The organism is Helcobacillus massiliensis, assembly GCF_033106145.1.
Classification (GTDB): Bacteria; Actinomycetota; Actinomycetes; order Actinomycetales; family Dermabacteraceae; genus Helcobacillus; species Helcobacillus massiliensis.
On the sequence record NZ_CP136959.1, the window covers coordinates 1,464,264 to 1,478,963 of the forward strand.

Here is a 14,700-nt window from a genome sequence, read left to right on the forward strand (position 1 = left end):
GTGAGAGGGGAGTCCCTTGACCAAACGCATGCCGCGCGCTCAGCGCCGCGCCCAGCTGATCGACATCGCCACGCAGAAGTTCGGCGAGAAGGGCTTCCATCCCACGTCGATGGAGAACATCGCCAGCGCCGCGGGCATCACCAAGCCGGTGCTGTATCAGCACTTCGCGTCCAAGGAGGACATGTACGTCGCGGTGATCGCCAGCATCGGTGAGTACCTGCGCGAGCAGATCGCCTCCTACTCCGATTTCGGCGGCACCACCGAGGATCGGGTCCGCGCCGGCGTCACCATGTACTTCAACCTCATGGCCACGCATCGGCAGACGATGCAGATGTTCTTCGGCAAGGAGTACATCTCCGACGACGTCCACACCGAGATCCGCCGCATCCAGGACGAGGGCGCGCTCGCGATTGCGGAGGTGTTCACCGCCACCCGCGACGTGGAGCGCCGCACAGCCCTCACCCTTGGCCGTATCTTCGCCGGCTCCATCCAGTCCTCCGCGCACCAGCTGGCGGACTCCGGCCCCGATGAGCTGCACCCGGATGCTCTGCAGGCCGCTATCGACGAGACCGTGCAGCTGCTCACCTACGGTGTGATGTCGTTCCAGGGCGCACCCGAGTTCGATGACGAGTGAGCTGTAGACTGGCCGCTGGTACGAAAATCGTGCGCACACCTGCGCACGGCCAGCGCCCCTCCCGCCGCCGCCCGGGCTCATCGTCCGCGGCGCCGCGGTTGAGTGGGCGCACGATTGTGAATTGAAGGAAGATCCATGGAACTTCGCATCGGTGTGCAGCACAGCCCTCGTGAGATCACAGTGGAGAGCGAGAAGTCCGCTGAGGACCTGACGGCGCTGATCGAGACCGCCGTCGCCGAATCCTCGCTGCTGCGCCTCGAGGACCCGAAGGGCCGCGTCGTGCTGGTTCCCGGGGCGAAGATCGCCTACGTCGACCTGTCGACGGAGGAGCCTCGACGCGTGGGCTTCCTCTCCTGATGAAGAGAGCTTGAACCTGTGACAGCAACCGAGACCTTTGCGGACTTCGGTGTCCGCAACGACATCGTGACCGCCCTGGAAGCCAAGGGCATTACCACCCCCTTCCCCATCCAGGCCATGACCCTGCCGGTCGCCCTCCGCGGCCGCGACATCATCGGCCAGGCCAAGACCGGCACCGGCAAGACCCTCGGCTTCGGCATTCCCGCGCTCGAAGCCGTCGTCGGCCCCGGTGAGGACGGCCCCACCACCGACGGCGCCCCGCAGGCGCTGATCGTTGTCCCCACCCGCGAGCTCGCCGTGCAGGTCTCCTCCGACCTCTCGATCGCATCCGCGAACCGCTCCGTGCGCGTCCTCACCGTCTACGGCGGCCGCGCCTACGAACCGCAGGTCGAGGCCCTGAACAAGGGCGTCGAGGTCGTGGTGGGCACCCCCGGTCGCCTCATCGACCTCATGCGCCAGAAGCATCTGGACCTGTCCAAGGTGAAGGTCGCGGTGCTCGACGAGGCCGATGAGATGCTCGACCTCGGCTTCCTCGAGGACGTGGAGAAGATCCTGCGCGCCGTGCCGGAGAAGCGGCAGACCATGCTGTTCTCCGCCACCATGCCGGCCGCGATCATGTCGCTGGCGCGCCGCTTCATGTCCCAGCCCACCCACATCCGCGCCGCGGACCCCGGTGACACCGCCCGCACGAAGGCGGACATCAAGCAGGTCATCTACCAGGCGCACAAGCTGGACAAGAACGAGGTCCTCGCCCGCATCCTGCAGGCGGAGGGCCGCGGCCTGACCATCGTGTTCACCCGCACGAAGCGGGACGCGGACCGCACTGCCGGCGATCTGCAGGACCGCGGCTTCGCCGCCGCTCCCCTGCACGGTGACCTCGGCCAGGGCGCCCGTGAGCAGGCACTGCGGGCATTCCGCAACGGCAAGATCGACGTGCTCGTCGCCACCGATGTCGCCGCGCGCGGCATCGACGTGGAGGACGTCACCCACGTCATCAACTACACCTGCCCCGAGGACGACAAGACCTACCTGCACCGCACCGGCCGCACCGGCCGTGCGGGCAAGCGCGGCACCGCCGTCACGTTCGTGGACTGGGAGGACCTGGCGCGCTGGGGCCTGATCGCCAAGCAGCTCGGCCTGCCGCTGGAGGTCCCGGAGACCTACTCCACCTCCCCGCACCTGTTCACCGACCTCGACATCCCCGAGGGCGCGAAGGGCAAGCTGCCGAAGGAGAAGCGCACCCGCGAGGGCCTGGACGCGGAGGTCCTGGAGGACCTCGGCGGTCCCGACTCCCGCAGCCGTGCCGGGGGTCGCGGAGGCCGCGGTGGACGCACCGGCTCCCGTGGCGGCCGCGATGCCGGTCGTGGTGGCCGGCGCGGTCGCACCCGTGGTGGCCGGGGCGGCGATTGTGCTGAGCGCACCGAGCAGGCGGGCACCGGCGAGGAGGCGCCTGCGCGTCGTCGCCGCCGTCGGCGCCGCACCCGCAGCCGCCGCGTCAACGGCGAAGTGGTGGCGCAGAAGCGCACAGGCGGCGAGTCCGCCGACAGCTGACTCCCCGTGACCGAGCACAGCATTCGGGCGCACCGCGTTCTCGCCCTGGAGGGCGCGCGGTGCGGCCGTTGTTCTGATGGTGATTGCGCACACCGCCCCGAGCGACGGGCCGGCGCGCATCCTCATCACCAGTGAGTTCCTCACCGCTCCCCTGTTCGCGCTGCTCGTCGGCGCCGGGACGGGCCGCACTGAGCCTGTACGCGCTGCAGTGCGTATTGCTGACGCTATGGGCGCACCCGTCGGCCCCCGCGAAGCGGTCTCCGCCGGTGCGGCGAGTGCGGGACGCGCAGCGTTCCCGGTCAGGCCTCGGGGATGAGACCCCAGGTGGTGAGGAAAGCCTGAGCGCCGTCGGCGATCATCTGGACCGAGATCGCGGCGAGCAGAACGCCCGCCACGCGCGTCACGAGGGTGACGCCGCCCTTGCCGAGGATGCGGGAGATGACCCCGCTGAACCGCATGAACAGGAACATCATCGCGGCGATCGTCAGCAGCGCCACCACCAGGCCGATGGTGCGCGGCATCGACCCCTGCGCCTGCTGCGCGAACAGCATGACCGCCACGATCGCGCCGGGGCCGCCCAGCAGCGGAGTGCCCAGCGGCACCAGCGCCACGTTCACACCATCGGACGCCGCCATCTCGTCCTCTTTGCCCGTCAGCAGCTGCAGCGAGATGATCAGCAGCAGCAGACCACCGGACACCTGCAGCGCCGACAGTGAGATGTGCATGTAGCCGAGGATGAACTGGCCGAACACCGCGAAGATGACGATGATCAGCATGCCGACGCCGGTCGCGGTCCACGCCGCCTTCGACCGCTGCTTCGCGGTCATCGACCCCGTCAGCGCCATGAAGATCGGGATCGTGCCCGGCGGATCGACGATCACGAAGAGCGTCACGAAGACGCTGGTCAGGAAGGCGACGTCGATGAAGGTCACGGGTGCAGGACTCCGGTGGTGCTCGTGGCGCGTTCGCTGATCGCTGCCAGCGACGCGGCAGTGGTGAGGTTCTCGCCCAGCTGATTGGGCTTGCCGGAGCCATGATAATCGCTCCCGCCGGTTCCGATCAGTCCGCGGGAGGACACGATCTCGCGCAGCAGGGCCCGCTCGGCGTCGTCGTGCTCGCGATGGTCGACCTCGAAACCGTCGACCCCCGCGGCGATCAGGGACTCCAGCCGGTCGCCCACCTCCCGCTTCGGCCCCCGCACCCGCGCCCCCGACAGCACGTGCGCCGCGATCGCCACTCCCCCAGCGGCGTGGATGTCGGCGATGGCCTCCTGGGCCGGGTACTCCTCGTTGTCCACGCGGTACTCACTGCGGGTGAGGATGTCGGCGAACGCGGCGGATCGGTCGGGCACGACCCCGCCGGCGACGAGTGCATCCGCGATGTGGGGGCGGCCGAGCGTGCGGGGAGAAACGCCGTCGCGCGTGGAGGCGGCCAGCACCTCCTCCCAGGTCAGGGGGTAGTCCGCGGCGATCAGCTCCACCATCCGCTGCGCGCGCGTCACGCGGGAGGCGCGCAGGCTCGCCAGGCGCTGCGCGAGGGCGGTGCCCTCCGACGGGTCCACCAGCAGCGCCAGCAGGTGCAGAGACCGCTCCTGGTGGCGGCAGGTCACCTCGATGCCGCGCACCAGAGCGATGGCGTGCTCCGCGGCGGCGGAGGCCGCCTCGTCCCAGCCGTCGACGGTGTCGTGGTCGGTGATCGCCACCGCGTCCAGGCCGGCTGCCGCGGCGGCCGCGATGAGCTCGGCGGGGGTGTCCGTGCCGTCGGAGACGCAGGAATGGGCGTGCAGATCGATCCGGTCCATACCCCGATTCTGCCTCACTCAGCACCCCATGGGATCATCGAGGCGTGAGTACCAACGAGAAGACCCGTTCTGACGACCTGTCCAAGCGCGGAGACACCCGTTCTCAGCGACCCGCCAACGAGGCGTTCCGCGCATTCATCGCCAAGGGCTGGGATGAGTCCGTCCCGCCCGCTGAGCGCCGCGAGGTCGCCGCGTTCACTCCGGCGCGCCGCGACGCCCTCGTGAAGGCACTGCCGAACACGCGGATCGTCATGCCTGCCGGCAACTTCAAGGTCCGCTCCAACGACACGGACTACCCGTTCCGACCCGACACCGGCTTCGCCTACTACTCCGGTCTCGGCACCGATGAGGAGCCGGACTCGGTGTTCGTCGTGGAGCCGTCGGCCGAGGACCCTGAGCGCGCTGAGGCGACCTACTTCTTCCGGCCCCGCTCCGGCCGCGACACCGACGAGTTCTACGCCGACTCCCGCTACGGCGAACTGTGGGTGGGCCGCCGCCCGACCCTCGAGGAGGTCGAGCAGCAGATCGGTGTGCCGTGCCGCCACATCGACGACCTCCGCGACGCCATCGCCAAGGACGTGGGCGGCTCGCTCAACCTGACCGTGGTGCCGAACGTGGACCAGTCCGTCCAGTCGATGGTCTCCGAGATCCGCTCCCAGAACGGCCTGCCGACCGGCGAGGAGGAAGCGGACCTGCACGCCCACACGCAGCAGACCCTGTCCGAGGCGCGCCTGGTGAAGGACCAGTTCGAGATCGACCAGATGCAGCTCGCCGTGGACCTCACCATCCGCGGCTTCGAGCAGGTCGTGCAGATCCTGCCCGAGGCGAAGAAGCACCACCGCGGTGAGCGCCTGGTGGAGACCACCTTCGCCCGCACCGCCCGCGCCGACGGCAACGGGGTCGGCTACGACACCATCGCCGCCGCCGGCAACCACGCCTGCACCCTCCACTGGATCCGCAACAACGGCCAGGTGAAGGACGGCGACCTCATCCTCGTGGACGCCGGTGTCGAAGTGGACTCCCTGTACACCGCCGACATCACCCGCACCCTGCCGATCTCCGGCACCTTCACCCCCGTGCAGCGCAAGGTCTACGAGACCGTGCTGGAGGCCGCGGACGCCGCCTTCGCCATCGCAAAGCCGGGTCTGAAGTTCCGCGACCTCCACAACGAGGCGATGAAGGTGATCGCAGCCGCGCTCGAGGAATGGGGCCTGCTGCCGGGCACCGCGGAGGAGTCCCTCAGCCCCGAGGGCCAGTTCCACCGCCGCTGGATGGTGCACGGCACCAGCCACCACCTCGGCATGGACGTTCACGACTGCGCGCAGGCGCGCCGCGAGATGTACCTGGATGCCGAGCTCGAAGAGGGCATGGTCTTCACGATCGAGCCGGGCCTGTACTTCATGGACAACGACCTGCTCGTGCCGGAGGAGATGCGCGGCATCGGTGTGCGCATCGAGGACGACATCCTCGTCACCGCCGACGGCGCCGTCAACATGTCCGCCGCCCTCGCCCGCACGCCCGACGAGGTGGAGGCCTGGATGGCGGACCTGCTGTGAGCAGCCCGGCGGCCTCCTCGCGGTTCTATGCGGCGCGCCTCGCCGGCACCGGGGTGTTCGACCCGATCGGTGACCAGGTGGGCCGCATCCGCGATGTCGTCCTGGTGCCGCAGGACCGGCGCCCCGCCCGCGCCGTCGGCTTCGTGGTGGAGATCCCGGGCCGCAGGCGGATCTTCCTCGGCGCCACCCGCGTGATGTCGATCAGCACCGGACAGGTCATCATGCGCGGCGAGCTGAACCCGCGCCGCTTCGAGATGCGCCGCAGCGAGGTGCTCGTCATCGGCGACCTGCTGGACCGCGTGGTCACCCTGACCGACGGGTCCGGCGAGGCGACTGTGCAGGACGTCGCCCTGGAGCAGAAGCGCCCCGGCGAATGGGAGGTGTCGCGCCTGTTCGTGCGGCGCCGCCGCCACGGCGGGGCCCTGTCCAAGCTCGTGGGCCGGGGCGAGACCATGACCGTCGACTGGGACGAGGCCACGGGCCTGCTGGGCTCCGCCGCTGAGCAGTCCGCGCAGCTGCTGCTCGCCTCCTACTCGGACCTGAAGATCCCCGACCTCGCGGACCTCGTCCACGAGATGGATCCGAAGCGTCGGCGGGAGGTCGCCGAGGAGCTCTCCGATGAGCGTCTGGCGAACATGCTGGAGGAGCTGCCGGAGGACACCCGCGTGGAGATCGTGTCCGGGCTGGACACGAAGCGCGTCGCGGACGTGCTGGACGTGATGGACCCCGACGACGCCGCCGACCTCCTGCAGGAGGTCCCCGAGCGGCTCGGCGAAGCCCTCCTGCAGCTGATGGAGCCGGAGGAGGCCGCTGATGTGCGGCGTCTGCTGGAGTACGACGAGTACACCGCCGGCGGCATGATGACCACCGAGCCGATCATGGTGTCGCCCGAGGCGCCGGTTGCGCAGTGCCTGGCGATGATCTCCCGCCAGGAGATCTCCCCCGCCCTCGCCGCCATGGTGTACGTGTGCCGGCAGCCGCTGGAGACCCCGACGGGCCGGTTCCTCGGCGCCGTCCACTTCCAGCACCTGCTGCGGGAGCGCCCGGAGCGGCCCGTCGGTGAGATCCTCGACTCCGACTACCCGGAGCTCTCCGCGGACTCCTCGCTCAGCGAAGTGACCCGCGAAATGGCTGCGTACAACCTCGTGTCCCTGCCGGTGGTGGATGAGCACAACCACCTGCTCGGCGCCGTCACCGTGGATGACGTCCTCGACCATGTCCTCCCGGAGGACTGGCGCGAACAGGACGATGTGGACGCCGCCGTCACCGGCCAGATGGACCTGCGGGAGATCGCAGCCGAAGTCAACCGATCCAACAGCGAAGGGCGGTGAGCCCGATGGCGAAGAAGCGTCAGATCCCGCAGGTGGACGACCCCGTGGTGCAGCGCCGCGCGTTCAGTCTGCACCGCGCCCCGAAGGGCGGGCAGAGCGACGGCGACGCGTTCGGCCGCGCCGCCGAGTGGATCGCCCGCATCATGGGCACCCCCGGGTTCCTCATCGGCATGACGATCTTCTGCGGTGTCTGGCTCGGCTGGAACACGCTGCTGCCCGAGACTCTGCAGTTCGATCCGCGCGCCCTCAACTTCACCCTGCTGACCCTGATGCTGTCGCTGCAGGCGTCCTACGCCGCTCCCCTGCTGCTGCTCGCGCAGAACCGGCAGGACGACCGCGACCGCGTGCAGGCCGAAGCGGACCGCCACAGTGCGGAGAGCGCGCACGCCACCACCGACTTCATCACCAGGGAGATCGCCTCGCTGCGCCTCGCGGTGAACGACGTCGCCACCCGCGACTACGTCCGCGGTGAGCTGCGCGACCTGCTGGAGGAGCTGACCGACGCCCAGCAGGGCGACCCGCGCGTGCCGGCCCCCGCAGCAGCGTCGGCGAACCGCACGCCGGCACCCGTCGGCCCCGACGCCGACGCGATCCGCCGCATCGTCCGCGAAGAGCTGCGCGCCGCCCTGAAGGACATGAACCGCCCCGACGCCCCGAAGGAGGACGCACCCCGTGACCGCTGAGCTCGTTCAGCAGATCAGCACAGCCCTGAACTCCGTCATCGACCCGGAGATCGGCCGGCCGATCACCGAACTGGACATGGTGGAGTCGGTGACGGTGGACGAGCGCGGCGCGGCGGAGATCCGGGTGCTGATGACCATCGAGGGCTGCCCGATGCGCTCGAACATCGAACGGATGGCCGCCGAAGCGGCCGCGACGGTGCCCGGCCTCACCGAGGTGCGGGTGGAGTCCGGCACGATGAGCGAGGAGCAGCGCAAGCGCCTCGTGGATTCGCTGCGCCAGGGCCGACGGGAGATCCCGTTCAATCGGCCCGATTCCCTCACCCGGGTGCTCGGCATCTCGTCCGGCAAGGGTGGGGTCGGCAAGTCCACCGTCACCGCGAACCTCGCCGCCGCTCTCGCCTCCCTCGGCCATCGAGTGGGGGTGCTGGATGCCGATATCCACGGCTTCTCCATCCCCGGCATGTTCGGCGTCACCGACCAGCCGACGAAGGTGAACGACCTGCTGATGCCCCCGGAGGCGCACGGTGTGAAGGTGATGAGCATCGGCGTGTTCGTGCCGCCGGGGCAGGCCGTGGTGTGGCGCGGCCCCAAGATGCACCGCGCGATCGAACAGTTCGCCTCCGACGTCTTCTGGGGCGACCTCGACTTCCTGCTGCTGGACCTGCCGCCCGGGACGGGCGATGTGGCGATTTCGGTGGCGCAGCTGCTGCCGTCGGCGGAGCTGATGGTGGTGACCACCCCGAACTCGATGGCCTCGGATGTGGCGCTGCGGATCGGGTCGCTCGCCTCCTCTACGCAGCAGTCGGTGATCGGCGTGGTGGAGAACATGAGCTGGATGGACTTGCCGGACGGCACCCGCATGGAGGTGTTCGGTGCCGGCGGCGGTGAGCGCGTCGCCGATGAGCTGTCGTCCGCTCAGGGCCGACGGGTGCCGCTGCTCGGCCAGGTCCCCCTCGAACAGCCCGTGCGGGAGGGCTCCGATGCGGGCACCCCGATCGTGGTGTCCGATCCGACGTCGCCGGCGGCGCAGGAGTTCCTGCGGATCGCATCCGCGGTGGCGAAGCCGCGGGGCCTTGCGGGCAGGAAGCTGAAGCTCACCGTCATGTGATCCCGCGGCCTCGCCGCAGATCGGCGGGGGCCCTCAGGTCGCTTCGGGATCGTACGGGGTGCCCTCGATGACGGGTGCCTCGGCAGCGCCGCGATTCGCGGTGGCGGCACCGGCCCCAGCGGCCGCCCCGGAGGCGTCCACCGCGGTGGAGCCGGACAGGGTGGTGGCGCGCTTCGCGGCGTCACCGACGGAGCGGAAGTCGTCTTCGATGCCGGTGGAGTCCCACGCTTCGCGGACGATGCGGCGCGGGTCGTACTGGCGGGGGTCGTACTTCTTCAGGTCGTCGACCGCGATGCCCATCTCGTCCTCGAGACTGGCCTTCGACTCATCCGCCCAGCGGCGCAGCTTCTTGATGCCGTGCACGACCTTCTGGGTGTACTCGGGGAGGCGCTGCGGCCCGATGACCAGGAGGAACACCAGGATGAGAACCACCGGCTCCCAGCCGTTCAGCCCGAAGATCTGCACGCTTGTCCCACCATTCGTCGAGAAGAGTCCTCGCCATTATGCCAGGGACATCACCGTGCTCGCTGACCGGACGGGCATGTGCGCGGATCGTGACCCACGGGTGCACTACCCTGGGGACATATCGATCCCGACAGGAAGGCGGTGCGCTCGTGGCGTCCGGAAAGATCGCATCGTGGGCCTTTGGCGAAGAGTTCATCGACGAGGACGAACTCTTCCCCGTCCCCGGGCTGCTGGCCCGTGCCCGCGAGCGCGGCAACGAGCTGGGGGTCGCTCCCCTGCTGCGGGGCGCCGCCGCCCAGCTGCGCACCTCCGCGGCGATGGTGCGCGCCCAGTCGGTAGTGGAGATCGGCACCGGCAGCGGCGTGGGGTCGCTGTACCTGCTCTCCGGGATGACGGCCGACGGGGTCCTCACCACCATCGACTACGAGCGCGAGAACCAGCGGGCCGCCCGGGCGGCGTTCGACGAGGCGGGGATCCGCACGAACCGGGTGCGGACCATCGCCGGCCAGGCCCTGGATGTGGTGTCGCGGCTGTCGGACCGCGCCTATGACATGGTCGTGTTCTCCGCGGACCACCCGCAGGCCGCGCAACTGTTCGCGCAGTCGGCGCGGGTGCTGCGCTCCGGTGGGGTCACGGTGGTGACCAATGTGCTGTTCCATGACCGGGTGGCGGACCCGGTGGCGCGAGATGCGACCACGCAGGCGATCCGGTCACTGCTGCGGGCGGTGCATGACGATGACCAGTTCCTGTCCTCGCTCAGCTCCTCCGGCGACGGTGTGCTGACCGCGGTGCGCCGCTGAACGCAACGGATCCCCCTGGCGGCGAGCCCGGTGCGCGGGCTCAGCGGTCAGGGGGATCCGTTCGTGCGTCAGCGCACGGGAAGTCGAAGGTGAGGCTCAGGCCTTGATGACGCCGTTGAGGGCGTCGCGCAGTTCGGTGGCCTCGTCCTGGTTGATCTCCACGACGAGACGGCCGCCGCCTTCGAGCGGCATGCGCATGACGAGGCTGCGCCCTTCTTCCGTGACTTCCATCGGACCGTCGCCGGTGCGGGGTTTCATAGCGGCCATGTGGGCCCCCTTCATGCTCAGAATCTGCGGACTCGTCCATTATCCGTCATCTTCCTGTGCCTGCCTGTCAGGCATCACAGTGTGATCCGAGCCGCTGTGGAGCCCCGTCGGGCCGCCCCGCACCCGCTCCACCATCGCCTGGTGGTGGGGACGGGGACGCTGCATCCCGTCGGGCAGAACACCCAGGGCGAGAGCGGCGAAGAGGACCGCGGCGAGGACGGCGCAGCCGATGAGCACCCACACCATGGCGGCGCTCCTCAGGCCTTCCGCTGGCCGTCGCGGTACTGGGCGCAGTGCTCCTGCAGCGCCGCATCCACCTCATCGACCGTGTCGCACACGTGGATGAGGTCGAGGTCGCCCGGGGAGATCGCGCCGTAGTCGCACACGGGCCCCCGGATCCAGTCGAGCAGACCCGACCAGTACTCGCTGCCCACAAGGATGAGGGGGAACTTCTGGATCTTGTGGGTCTGGATGAGGCAGAGCGCCTCGAACAGCTCATCGAAGGTGCCGAAGCCGCCGGGCATCACCACGAAGGCGTGGGAGTACTTGATGAAGACCGTTTTGCGGGCGAAGAAGTAACGGAAGTTGACGCCGAGCTCCACGTACTGGTTCATTCCCTGCTCGTAGGGCAGTTCGATGCCGAGGCCTACGCTGACGGCGCCGGAGTCGCGAGCACCCTTGTTGCCGGCTTCCATCACGCCCGGGCCGCCGCCGGTGATGACGGCGAGGCCGCGGTCGCCGATGCGCTTCGCGATCTCGTAGGTCTTCGTGTAGTCCTCATGCTCGGACCGGATGCGGGCGGAGCCGAAGATGGAGACGGCGGGGCCGAGTTCGGCGAGGGCGCCGAAGCCCTCCACGAACTCCGATTGGATGCGCAGCACGCGCCACGGGTCGGAGTGCACCCAGCTGCCGGGTGCGGTCTCTTCGAGGAGGTTCTGGTCGGTGGTGCGGTCGGGTCGCTGGGACCCCCGCAGGACCACCGGGCCCTTGCGGTAGTCGCCGTTCTGCTTGGTCTCTGACATGGCCCCCAGCCTAACGGTCCCGCTCAGCGGCCTGTCAGGAACGATTCGAGCGCCCGGTAGCAGGGATCCAGCTGGTCGGTGCGGATGTGCTCGTCGTCGGTGTGGCACTGCAGCGGGTCGCCGGGCGCGAAGTTGATCGCCGGCACCCCCAGCTGGGTGAAGCGGGCGACATCGGTCCACCCCTGCTTCGCCTCCACGACGGGGTCGCCGCCGCTGGTGCGGCGCAGGGCGTCGGTGAAGGAGCGCACCATCGGGTGGGTGAGGCCGGGCAGGGCACCGGCGGCGGCATCATCCACATCGATGTCGAGGTCGAGGCCGGCGAGGACTTCGCGGACGTGCTCTTCGGCCTGCTCCGGGCTGGTGTCGGGGGCGAAGCGGTAGTTGATGGTGAGGTGGGCGGAGTCGGGGATGACGTTGGTGGCGATGCCGCCGCCGATGCCCACGGCGTTGAGCGCTTCTCGGTACTCCAGGCCGTCGATGACGGCGCGGCGGGCCTCGTAGTCGGCGAGGCGCTGCAGGGCGGGCGCGAGGTCGTGGACGGCGTTGTGGCCCACCCAGTCGCGCGCGGAGTGCGCGGCGGTGCCGGTGGCCCGGGCGATGACGCGCAGCGTGCCCTTGCATCCCGCTTCGATGCCGCCGTTGGTGGGTTCGCCGAGGATCGCGAAGTCCGCCTGCAGCCATTCGGGGCGGGTGGCGGCGATGCGGGTGAGGGAGTTGAGCTCGCTGGCGACCTCTTCGTGGTCGTAGCAGATCAGGGTGATGTCGGCCGACGGGTCCTGCAGCAGCACCGCCGCCTGCAGCATCATCGCGAGCCCGGCCTTCATGTCGGCGGCGCCGCGGCCGGCGAGCTCCTCCACGCCGTTGCGCACCCGCAGGGTCGCCGGGAGGTTGCCCGCGACGGGGACGGTGTCCAGGTGTCCGGCGAGCAGCACCCGGGTGGGTCGGCCGAGGCTGGTGCGGGCGCAGAGGGTGTCGCCGTCGCGCTCCACCGTGAGGTGGTCGCAGCGCTGCAGGACGTCCTCGACGGCGTCGGCGAGAGCGGTCTCATTGCCGGAGACGGATTCGATGTCGATCAGTTGACGAGTGAGGGAGGTGAGGTCGCCGTCGACGGTGAGGAATCGGCCCCTCACGCCGCGGGCCGGAGGTGCTGACTCCGGGTCGGCGACGGCAGGGGCGGGCTCGGTGGGGCGCAGGTCGAGCTCTTCGCCGTCGGCCAGCGGCACGCCTTCGGGTTCGGGTCGCAGCGTCGCGAACGCGGACAGCGTCTCCTCGCGTGCGTCGATGTGCCCCTCGGCGACCAGCAGGCGCTCCACCGCCTGCTCCGCGAGACGCAGCAGGGGCGCGCCGGTGCCGGGCGCCGCCGTGATCGCGCTGCCCGGCTGCGCCGCCGTCACGGGCACGCCGAGGAAGAAGCGGTCCGCCACCGCGTCACCGGCAGCGGTGACCGGGAAGAGGCGCTCGGCCACTTCGATGGATCCGGTGGCGGGTGCATCGTCGGGCTGCGGGGTAGCCAGGCGGGCGTTGACCACATCGCCCCGGCGCACCATCGAGCGGATGAGGGGCGAGGTGTAGGCGTCAAGGTCCACGGCCGGCAGGTGCGCCATGAGCAGGCCGTCGCACAGGTGCGCGGACGTGCCGCCGGCGTGGACGAGGAACCGCCCGGAATGGACGTCCTTGCCGATGTACATGCCGGGGCCGGTGAACTCCACCAGGCCCGCATCCACGAGGGCCAGCAGCTGCTGGCCGCGGATCACCGGCGGCCCGGACGTCCACGAGGCGAGGGCATTGCGCAGGAACCCCTGGATGTCCCGGAGGTAGGAGCCGGTGCTGAAGGCGCCGCGCTCGGCGAGCTTGTTGACCTGGTCCTTCACCGCGGTCAGGGCGCGGAACAGGGCGAGCCAGCGCCCGTCGGGCTCCCGCATGGAGCGCACGGTCGCGGCCCGCAGCACCTCCACGGTGCGGGCGTGGGCGTCCTCCGCGGAGACGGCGCGGCGGCCCAGCGGGAACAGTTCTGCTTCGACGTCGTCGAACTCCGGCGGGGTGAAGCCGCGGGAGGCGAGTGCGTCGGTGAGCTCGCGGAAGATCAGCGGCAGGACGTCGTCCTCGTAGTCGATGCCGTGGACGCGGCCGGACAGCTCGTCGATCACCTCGTCGGTGAGGACGGTGGGGCGGTGCCGCTTCGGCAGGTTCGGGCCCGTGTCCGGCTTCGGCCGGTACACCATGCCGGTGCGCGACCCCACCACCAGCACGGGCTCCCGGCCGCCGGGGACGTAGCGCAGGCCGTGGGGGACGGTGTCGTCGGCTTCGAAGCGGCCGCCGGCGGCCTCCACGATCATGCCGAGGGCGTCGTAGAAGTTCAGGCCCATGCCCTGCACCGCGACCTTCTCCCGGCCGAGGAACTGCTTATAGTCCACATCCAGGGGGTTCGCGGGGGCGGCGAACGCGAGGTCGTGCACGGCGGCGTAGTCCTGGAACGCGCGGGCCCGGATCCCGACCTCCGTGGGGAGGTGCCCGAGCGCGAAGATGACGGAGTCCACCGCGATGCCGATGTGGGACGCGGACGGGTCGCGCGGTTCGATCCGCAGCAGCTGCTCGTCCTCGTCACCGCGCTCGATGTCGCGGACACTCCCCTCGTACTCGCGGATCTCGATGGCGGGCAGGGCTGCGGCGTCCGCGAGCGCCTGTTCGCGGACCGCGGTGATGTAGCGCCCGTGCTGGCGGCGCGGCGCGAAGTCGTCGATCTCGAACCCGTCGGCCTCGCAGAACTGCGCGAACGTCTGCGCGGACGCGGGGATGGGGAACCGCGGCGCGGTGGACTCGTCCGGGTACATTGTGGTGTCGCAGGTGCGGGTGTTCATCAGCAGCGTCTCGGTCTGGTCGCTGCGCCATACCGACCCGCCCGAGTGGACGTACGGGTCGATCAGGTGGACCGTGAGGCTGCCCCGGAATCCGGGCTCCTGCACCGCAGCGACCAGGCGCTCCAGCGCCACCACTCCGCGCGGTCCCGCACCGATGATCGCGATGCTCGTGTGCGTCCCCTCCGGGGCGCGGGGGTCGGCTGCGGGCGAAGCGGTGAGGGGTGCGGAAGTCATACGAATCATCATAGGAAACCGCGATTACACTCA

Annotated in this window: 16 protein-coding genes; 9 read left to right on the forward strand and 7 right to left on the reverse strand. The window is 70.0% G+C overall.

What is annotated here, in order from left to right; all coding sequences use genetic code 11:
• The first annotated feature begins 16 nt into the window (after positions 1-16).
• The 4 genes from R3I40_RS06745 to R3I40_RS06760 all read left to right on the forward strand — a co-directional run bounded on the left by R3I40_RS06745 (position 17) and on the right by R3I40_RS06760 (position 2,858).
• Complete coding sequence (locus R3I40_RS06745; protein WP_285261928.1) at positions 17-634, forward strand: TetR/AcrR family transcriptional regulator; 618 nt, start codon at positions 17-19, stop codon at positions 632-634.
• A 135-nt stretch (positions 635-769) separates the two neighbouring features.
• On the forward strand, positions 770-991 hold the full coding sequence (locus R3I40_RS06750) for a DUF3107 domain-containing protein (RefSeq protein WP_183375066.1): 222 nt from the start codon (positions 770-772) through the stop codon (positions 989-991).
• Positions 992-1,009: 18 nt separating this feature from the next.
• Positions 1,010-2,542, forward strand: a complete 1,533-nt coding sequence (locus tag R3I40_RS06755) for a DEAD/DEAH box helicase (RefSeq protein WP_285261927.1) — start codon at positions 1,010-1,012, stop codon at positions 2,540-2,542.
• Positions 2,543-2,618: 76 nt separating this feature from the next.
• Positions 2,619-2,858, forward strand: a complete 240-nt coding sequence (locus R3I40_RS06760) for a hypothetical protein (protein WP_183375068.1) — start codon at positions 2,619-2,621, stop codon at positions 2,856-2,858.
• Here R3I40_RS06760 and R3I40_RS06765 read toward each other — a convergent pair.
• Positions 2,842-3,465 carry a MarC family protein gene (locus R3I40_RS06765; RefSeq protein ID WP_375544848.1) on the reverse strand — a complete coding sequence of 208 codons (624 nt, stop codon included), beginning with the start codon at positions 3,463-3,465 and terminating at the stop codon, positions 2,842-2,844. The genes R3I40_RS06760 and R3I40_RS06765 overlap by 17 nt on opposite strands.
• Before the next feature lie 5 nt (positions 3,466-3,470).
• Positions 3,471-4,343, reverse strand: a complete 873-nt coding sequence (locus R3I40_RS06770) for a PHP domain-containing protein (protein ID WP_259923541.1) — start codon at positions 4,341-4,343, stop codon at positions 3,471-3,473.
• 44 nt (positions 4,344-4,387) lie between these two features.
• On the opposite strand from R3I40_RS06770, the gene R3I40_RS06775 reads away from it, so the two are divergent.
• The 4 genes from R3I40_RS06775 to R3I40_RS06790 are packed head-to-tail and all read left to right on the forward strand — an operon-like array spanning position 4,388 to position 9,021.
• Positions 4,388-5,899: an aminopeptidase P family protein gene (locus tag R3I40_RS06775; RefSeq protein ID WP_183375074.1), complete on the forward strand. Its 1,512-nt coding sequence runs from the start codon at positions 4,388-4,390 to the stop codon at positions 5,897-5,899.
• Complete coding sequence (locus R3I40_RS06780; RefSeq protein WP_183375076.1) at positions 5,896-7,230, forward strand: magnesium transporter MgtE N-terminal domain-containing protein; 1,335 nt, start codon at positions 5,896-5,898, stop codon at positions 7,228-7,230. Before R3I40_RS06775 ends, R3I40_RS06780 begins: the two co-directional genes overlap by 4 nt.
• Positions 7,231-7,235: 5 nt before the next feature.
• Positions 7,236-7,913 carry a DUF1003 domain-containing protein gene (locus R3I40_RS06785; RefSeq protein ID WP_285261926.1) on the forward strand — a complete coding sequence of 226 codons (678 nt, stop codon included), beginning with the start codon at positions 7,236-7,238 and terminating at the stop codon, positions 7,911-7,913.
• Positions 7,903-9,021 (forward strand): Mrp/NBP35 family ATP-binding protein, encoded by a 1,119-nt coding sequence (locus tag R3I40_RS06790; protein ID WP_183375079.1) that lies wholly within the window; start codon positions 7,903-7,905, stop codon positions 9,019-9,021. The genes R3I40_RS06785 and R3I40_RS06790 overlap by 11 nt, the downstream gene beginning before the upstream one ends.
• A gap of 33 nt (positions 9,022-9,054) precedes the next feature.
• Here the strand turns inward: R3I40_RS06790 and R3I40_RS06795 are convergent, their stop codons facing one another.
• Positions 9,055-9,486, reverse strand: coding sequence for a twin-arginine translocase TatA/TatE family subunit (locus R3I40_RS06795; protein ID WP_285261925.1), 432 nt, complete (start codon positions 9,484-9,486; stop codon positions 9,055-9,057).
• A 149-nt stretch (positions 9,487-9,635) separates the two neighbouring features.
• Here R3I40_RS06795 and R3I40_RS06800 point away from each other — a divergent pair, with 149 nt between their 5' ends.
• On the forward strand, positions 9,636-10,286 hold the full coding sequence (locus tag R3I40_RS06800) for an O-methyltransferase (protein ID WP_183375081.1): 651 nt from the start codon (positions 9,636-9,638) through the stop codon (positions 10,284-10,286).
• A gap of 96 nt (positions 10,287-10,382) precedes the next feature.
• On the opposite strand, the gene R3I40_RS06805 is transcribed toward R3I40_RS06800, so the two are convergent.
• From R3I40_RS06805 to dapE, 4 genes are read right to left on the reverse strand one after another with little or no spacing between them, the layout of a single operon-like run.
• Complete coding sequence (locus tag R3I40_RS06805) at positions 10,383-10,553, reverse strand: DUF3117 domain-containing protein (RefSeq protein WP_183375082.1); 171 nt, start codon at positions 10,551-10,553, stop codon at positions 10,383-10,385.
• Positions 10,554-10,592: 39 nt separating this feature from the next.
• Positions 10,593-10,799 (reverse strand): hypothetical protein, encoded by a 207-nt coding sequence (locus R3I40_RS06810; protein WP_285261924.1) that lies wholly within the window; start codon positions 10,797-10,799, stop codon positions 10,593-10,595.
• Positions 10,800-10,810: 11 nt separating this feature from the next.
• Complete coding sequence (locus R3I40_RS06815) at positions 10,811-11,575, reverse strand: LOG family protein (protein ID WP_183375084.1); 765 nt, start codon at positions 11,573-11,575, stop codon at positions 10,811-10,813.
• A gap of 23 nt (positions 11,576-11,598) precedes the next feature.
• Entirely contained in the window at positions 11,599-14,667 is a 3,069-nt protein-coding gene (gene dapE / locus R3I40_RS06820) for a succinyl-diaminopimelate desuccinylase (protein ID WP_311199384.1), read from the reverse strand.
• Positions 14,668-14,700 lie beyond the last annotated feature (33 nt).

What these genes read in the sequence shown, in the direction of transcription:
- R3I40_RS06750 (WP_183375066.1), top strand. Translation starts at nt 770, where the DNA reads ATGGAACTTCGCATCGGTGTGCAGCACAGCCCTCGTGAGATCACAGTG.
- R3I40_RS06760 (WP_183375068.1), top strand. Translation starts at nt 2,619, where the DNA reads ATGGTGATTGCGCACACCGCCCCGAGCGACGGGCCGGCGCGCATCCTC.
- R3I40_RS06770 (WP_259923541.1), bottom strand. Translation starts at nt 4,343, where the DNA reads ATGGACCGGATCGATCTGCACGCCCATTCCTGCGTCTCCGACGGCACG.
- R3I40_RS06785 (WP_285261926.1), top strand. Translation starts at nt 7,236, where the DNA reads ATGGCGAAGAAGCGTCAGATCCCGCAGGTGGACGACCCCGTGGTGCAG.
- R3I40_RS06805 (WP_183375082.1), bottom strand. Translation starts at nt 10,553, where the DNA reads ATGGCCGCTATGAAACCCCGCACCGGCGACGGTCCGATGGAAGTCACG.
- R3I40_RS06810 (WP_285261924.1), bottom strand. Translation starts at nt 10,799, where the DNA reads ATGGTGTGGGTGCTCATCGGCTGCGCCGTCCTCGCCGCGGTCCTCTTC.
- R3I40_RS06815 (WP_183375084.1), bottom strand. Translation starts at nt 11,575, where the DNA reads ATGTCAGAGACCAAGCAGAACGGCGACTACCGCAAGGGCCCGGTGGTC.
- dapE (WP_311199384.1), bottom strand. Translation starts at nt 14,667, where the DNA reads ATGACTTCCGCACCCCTCACCGCTTCGCCCGCAGCCGACCCCCGCGCC.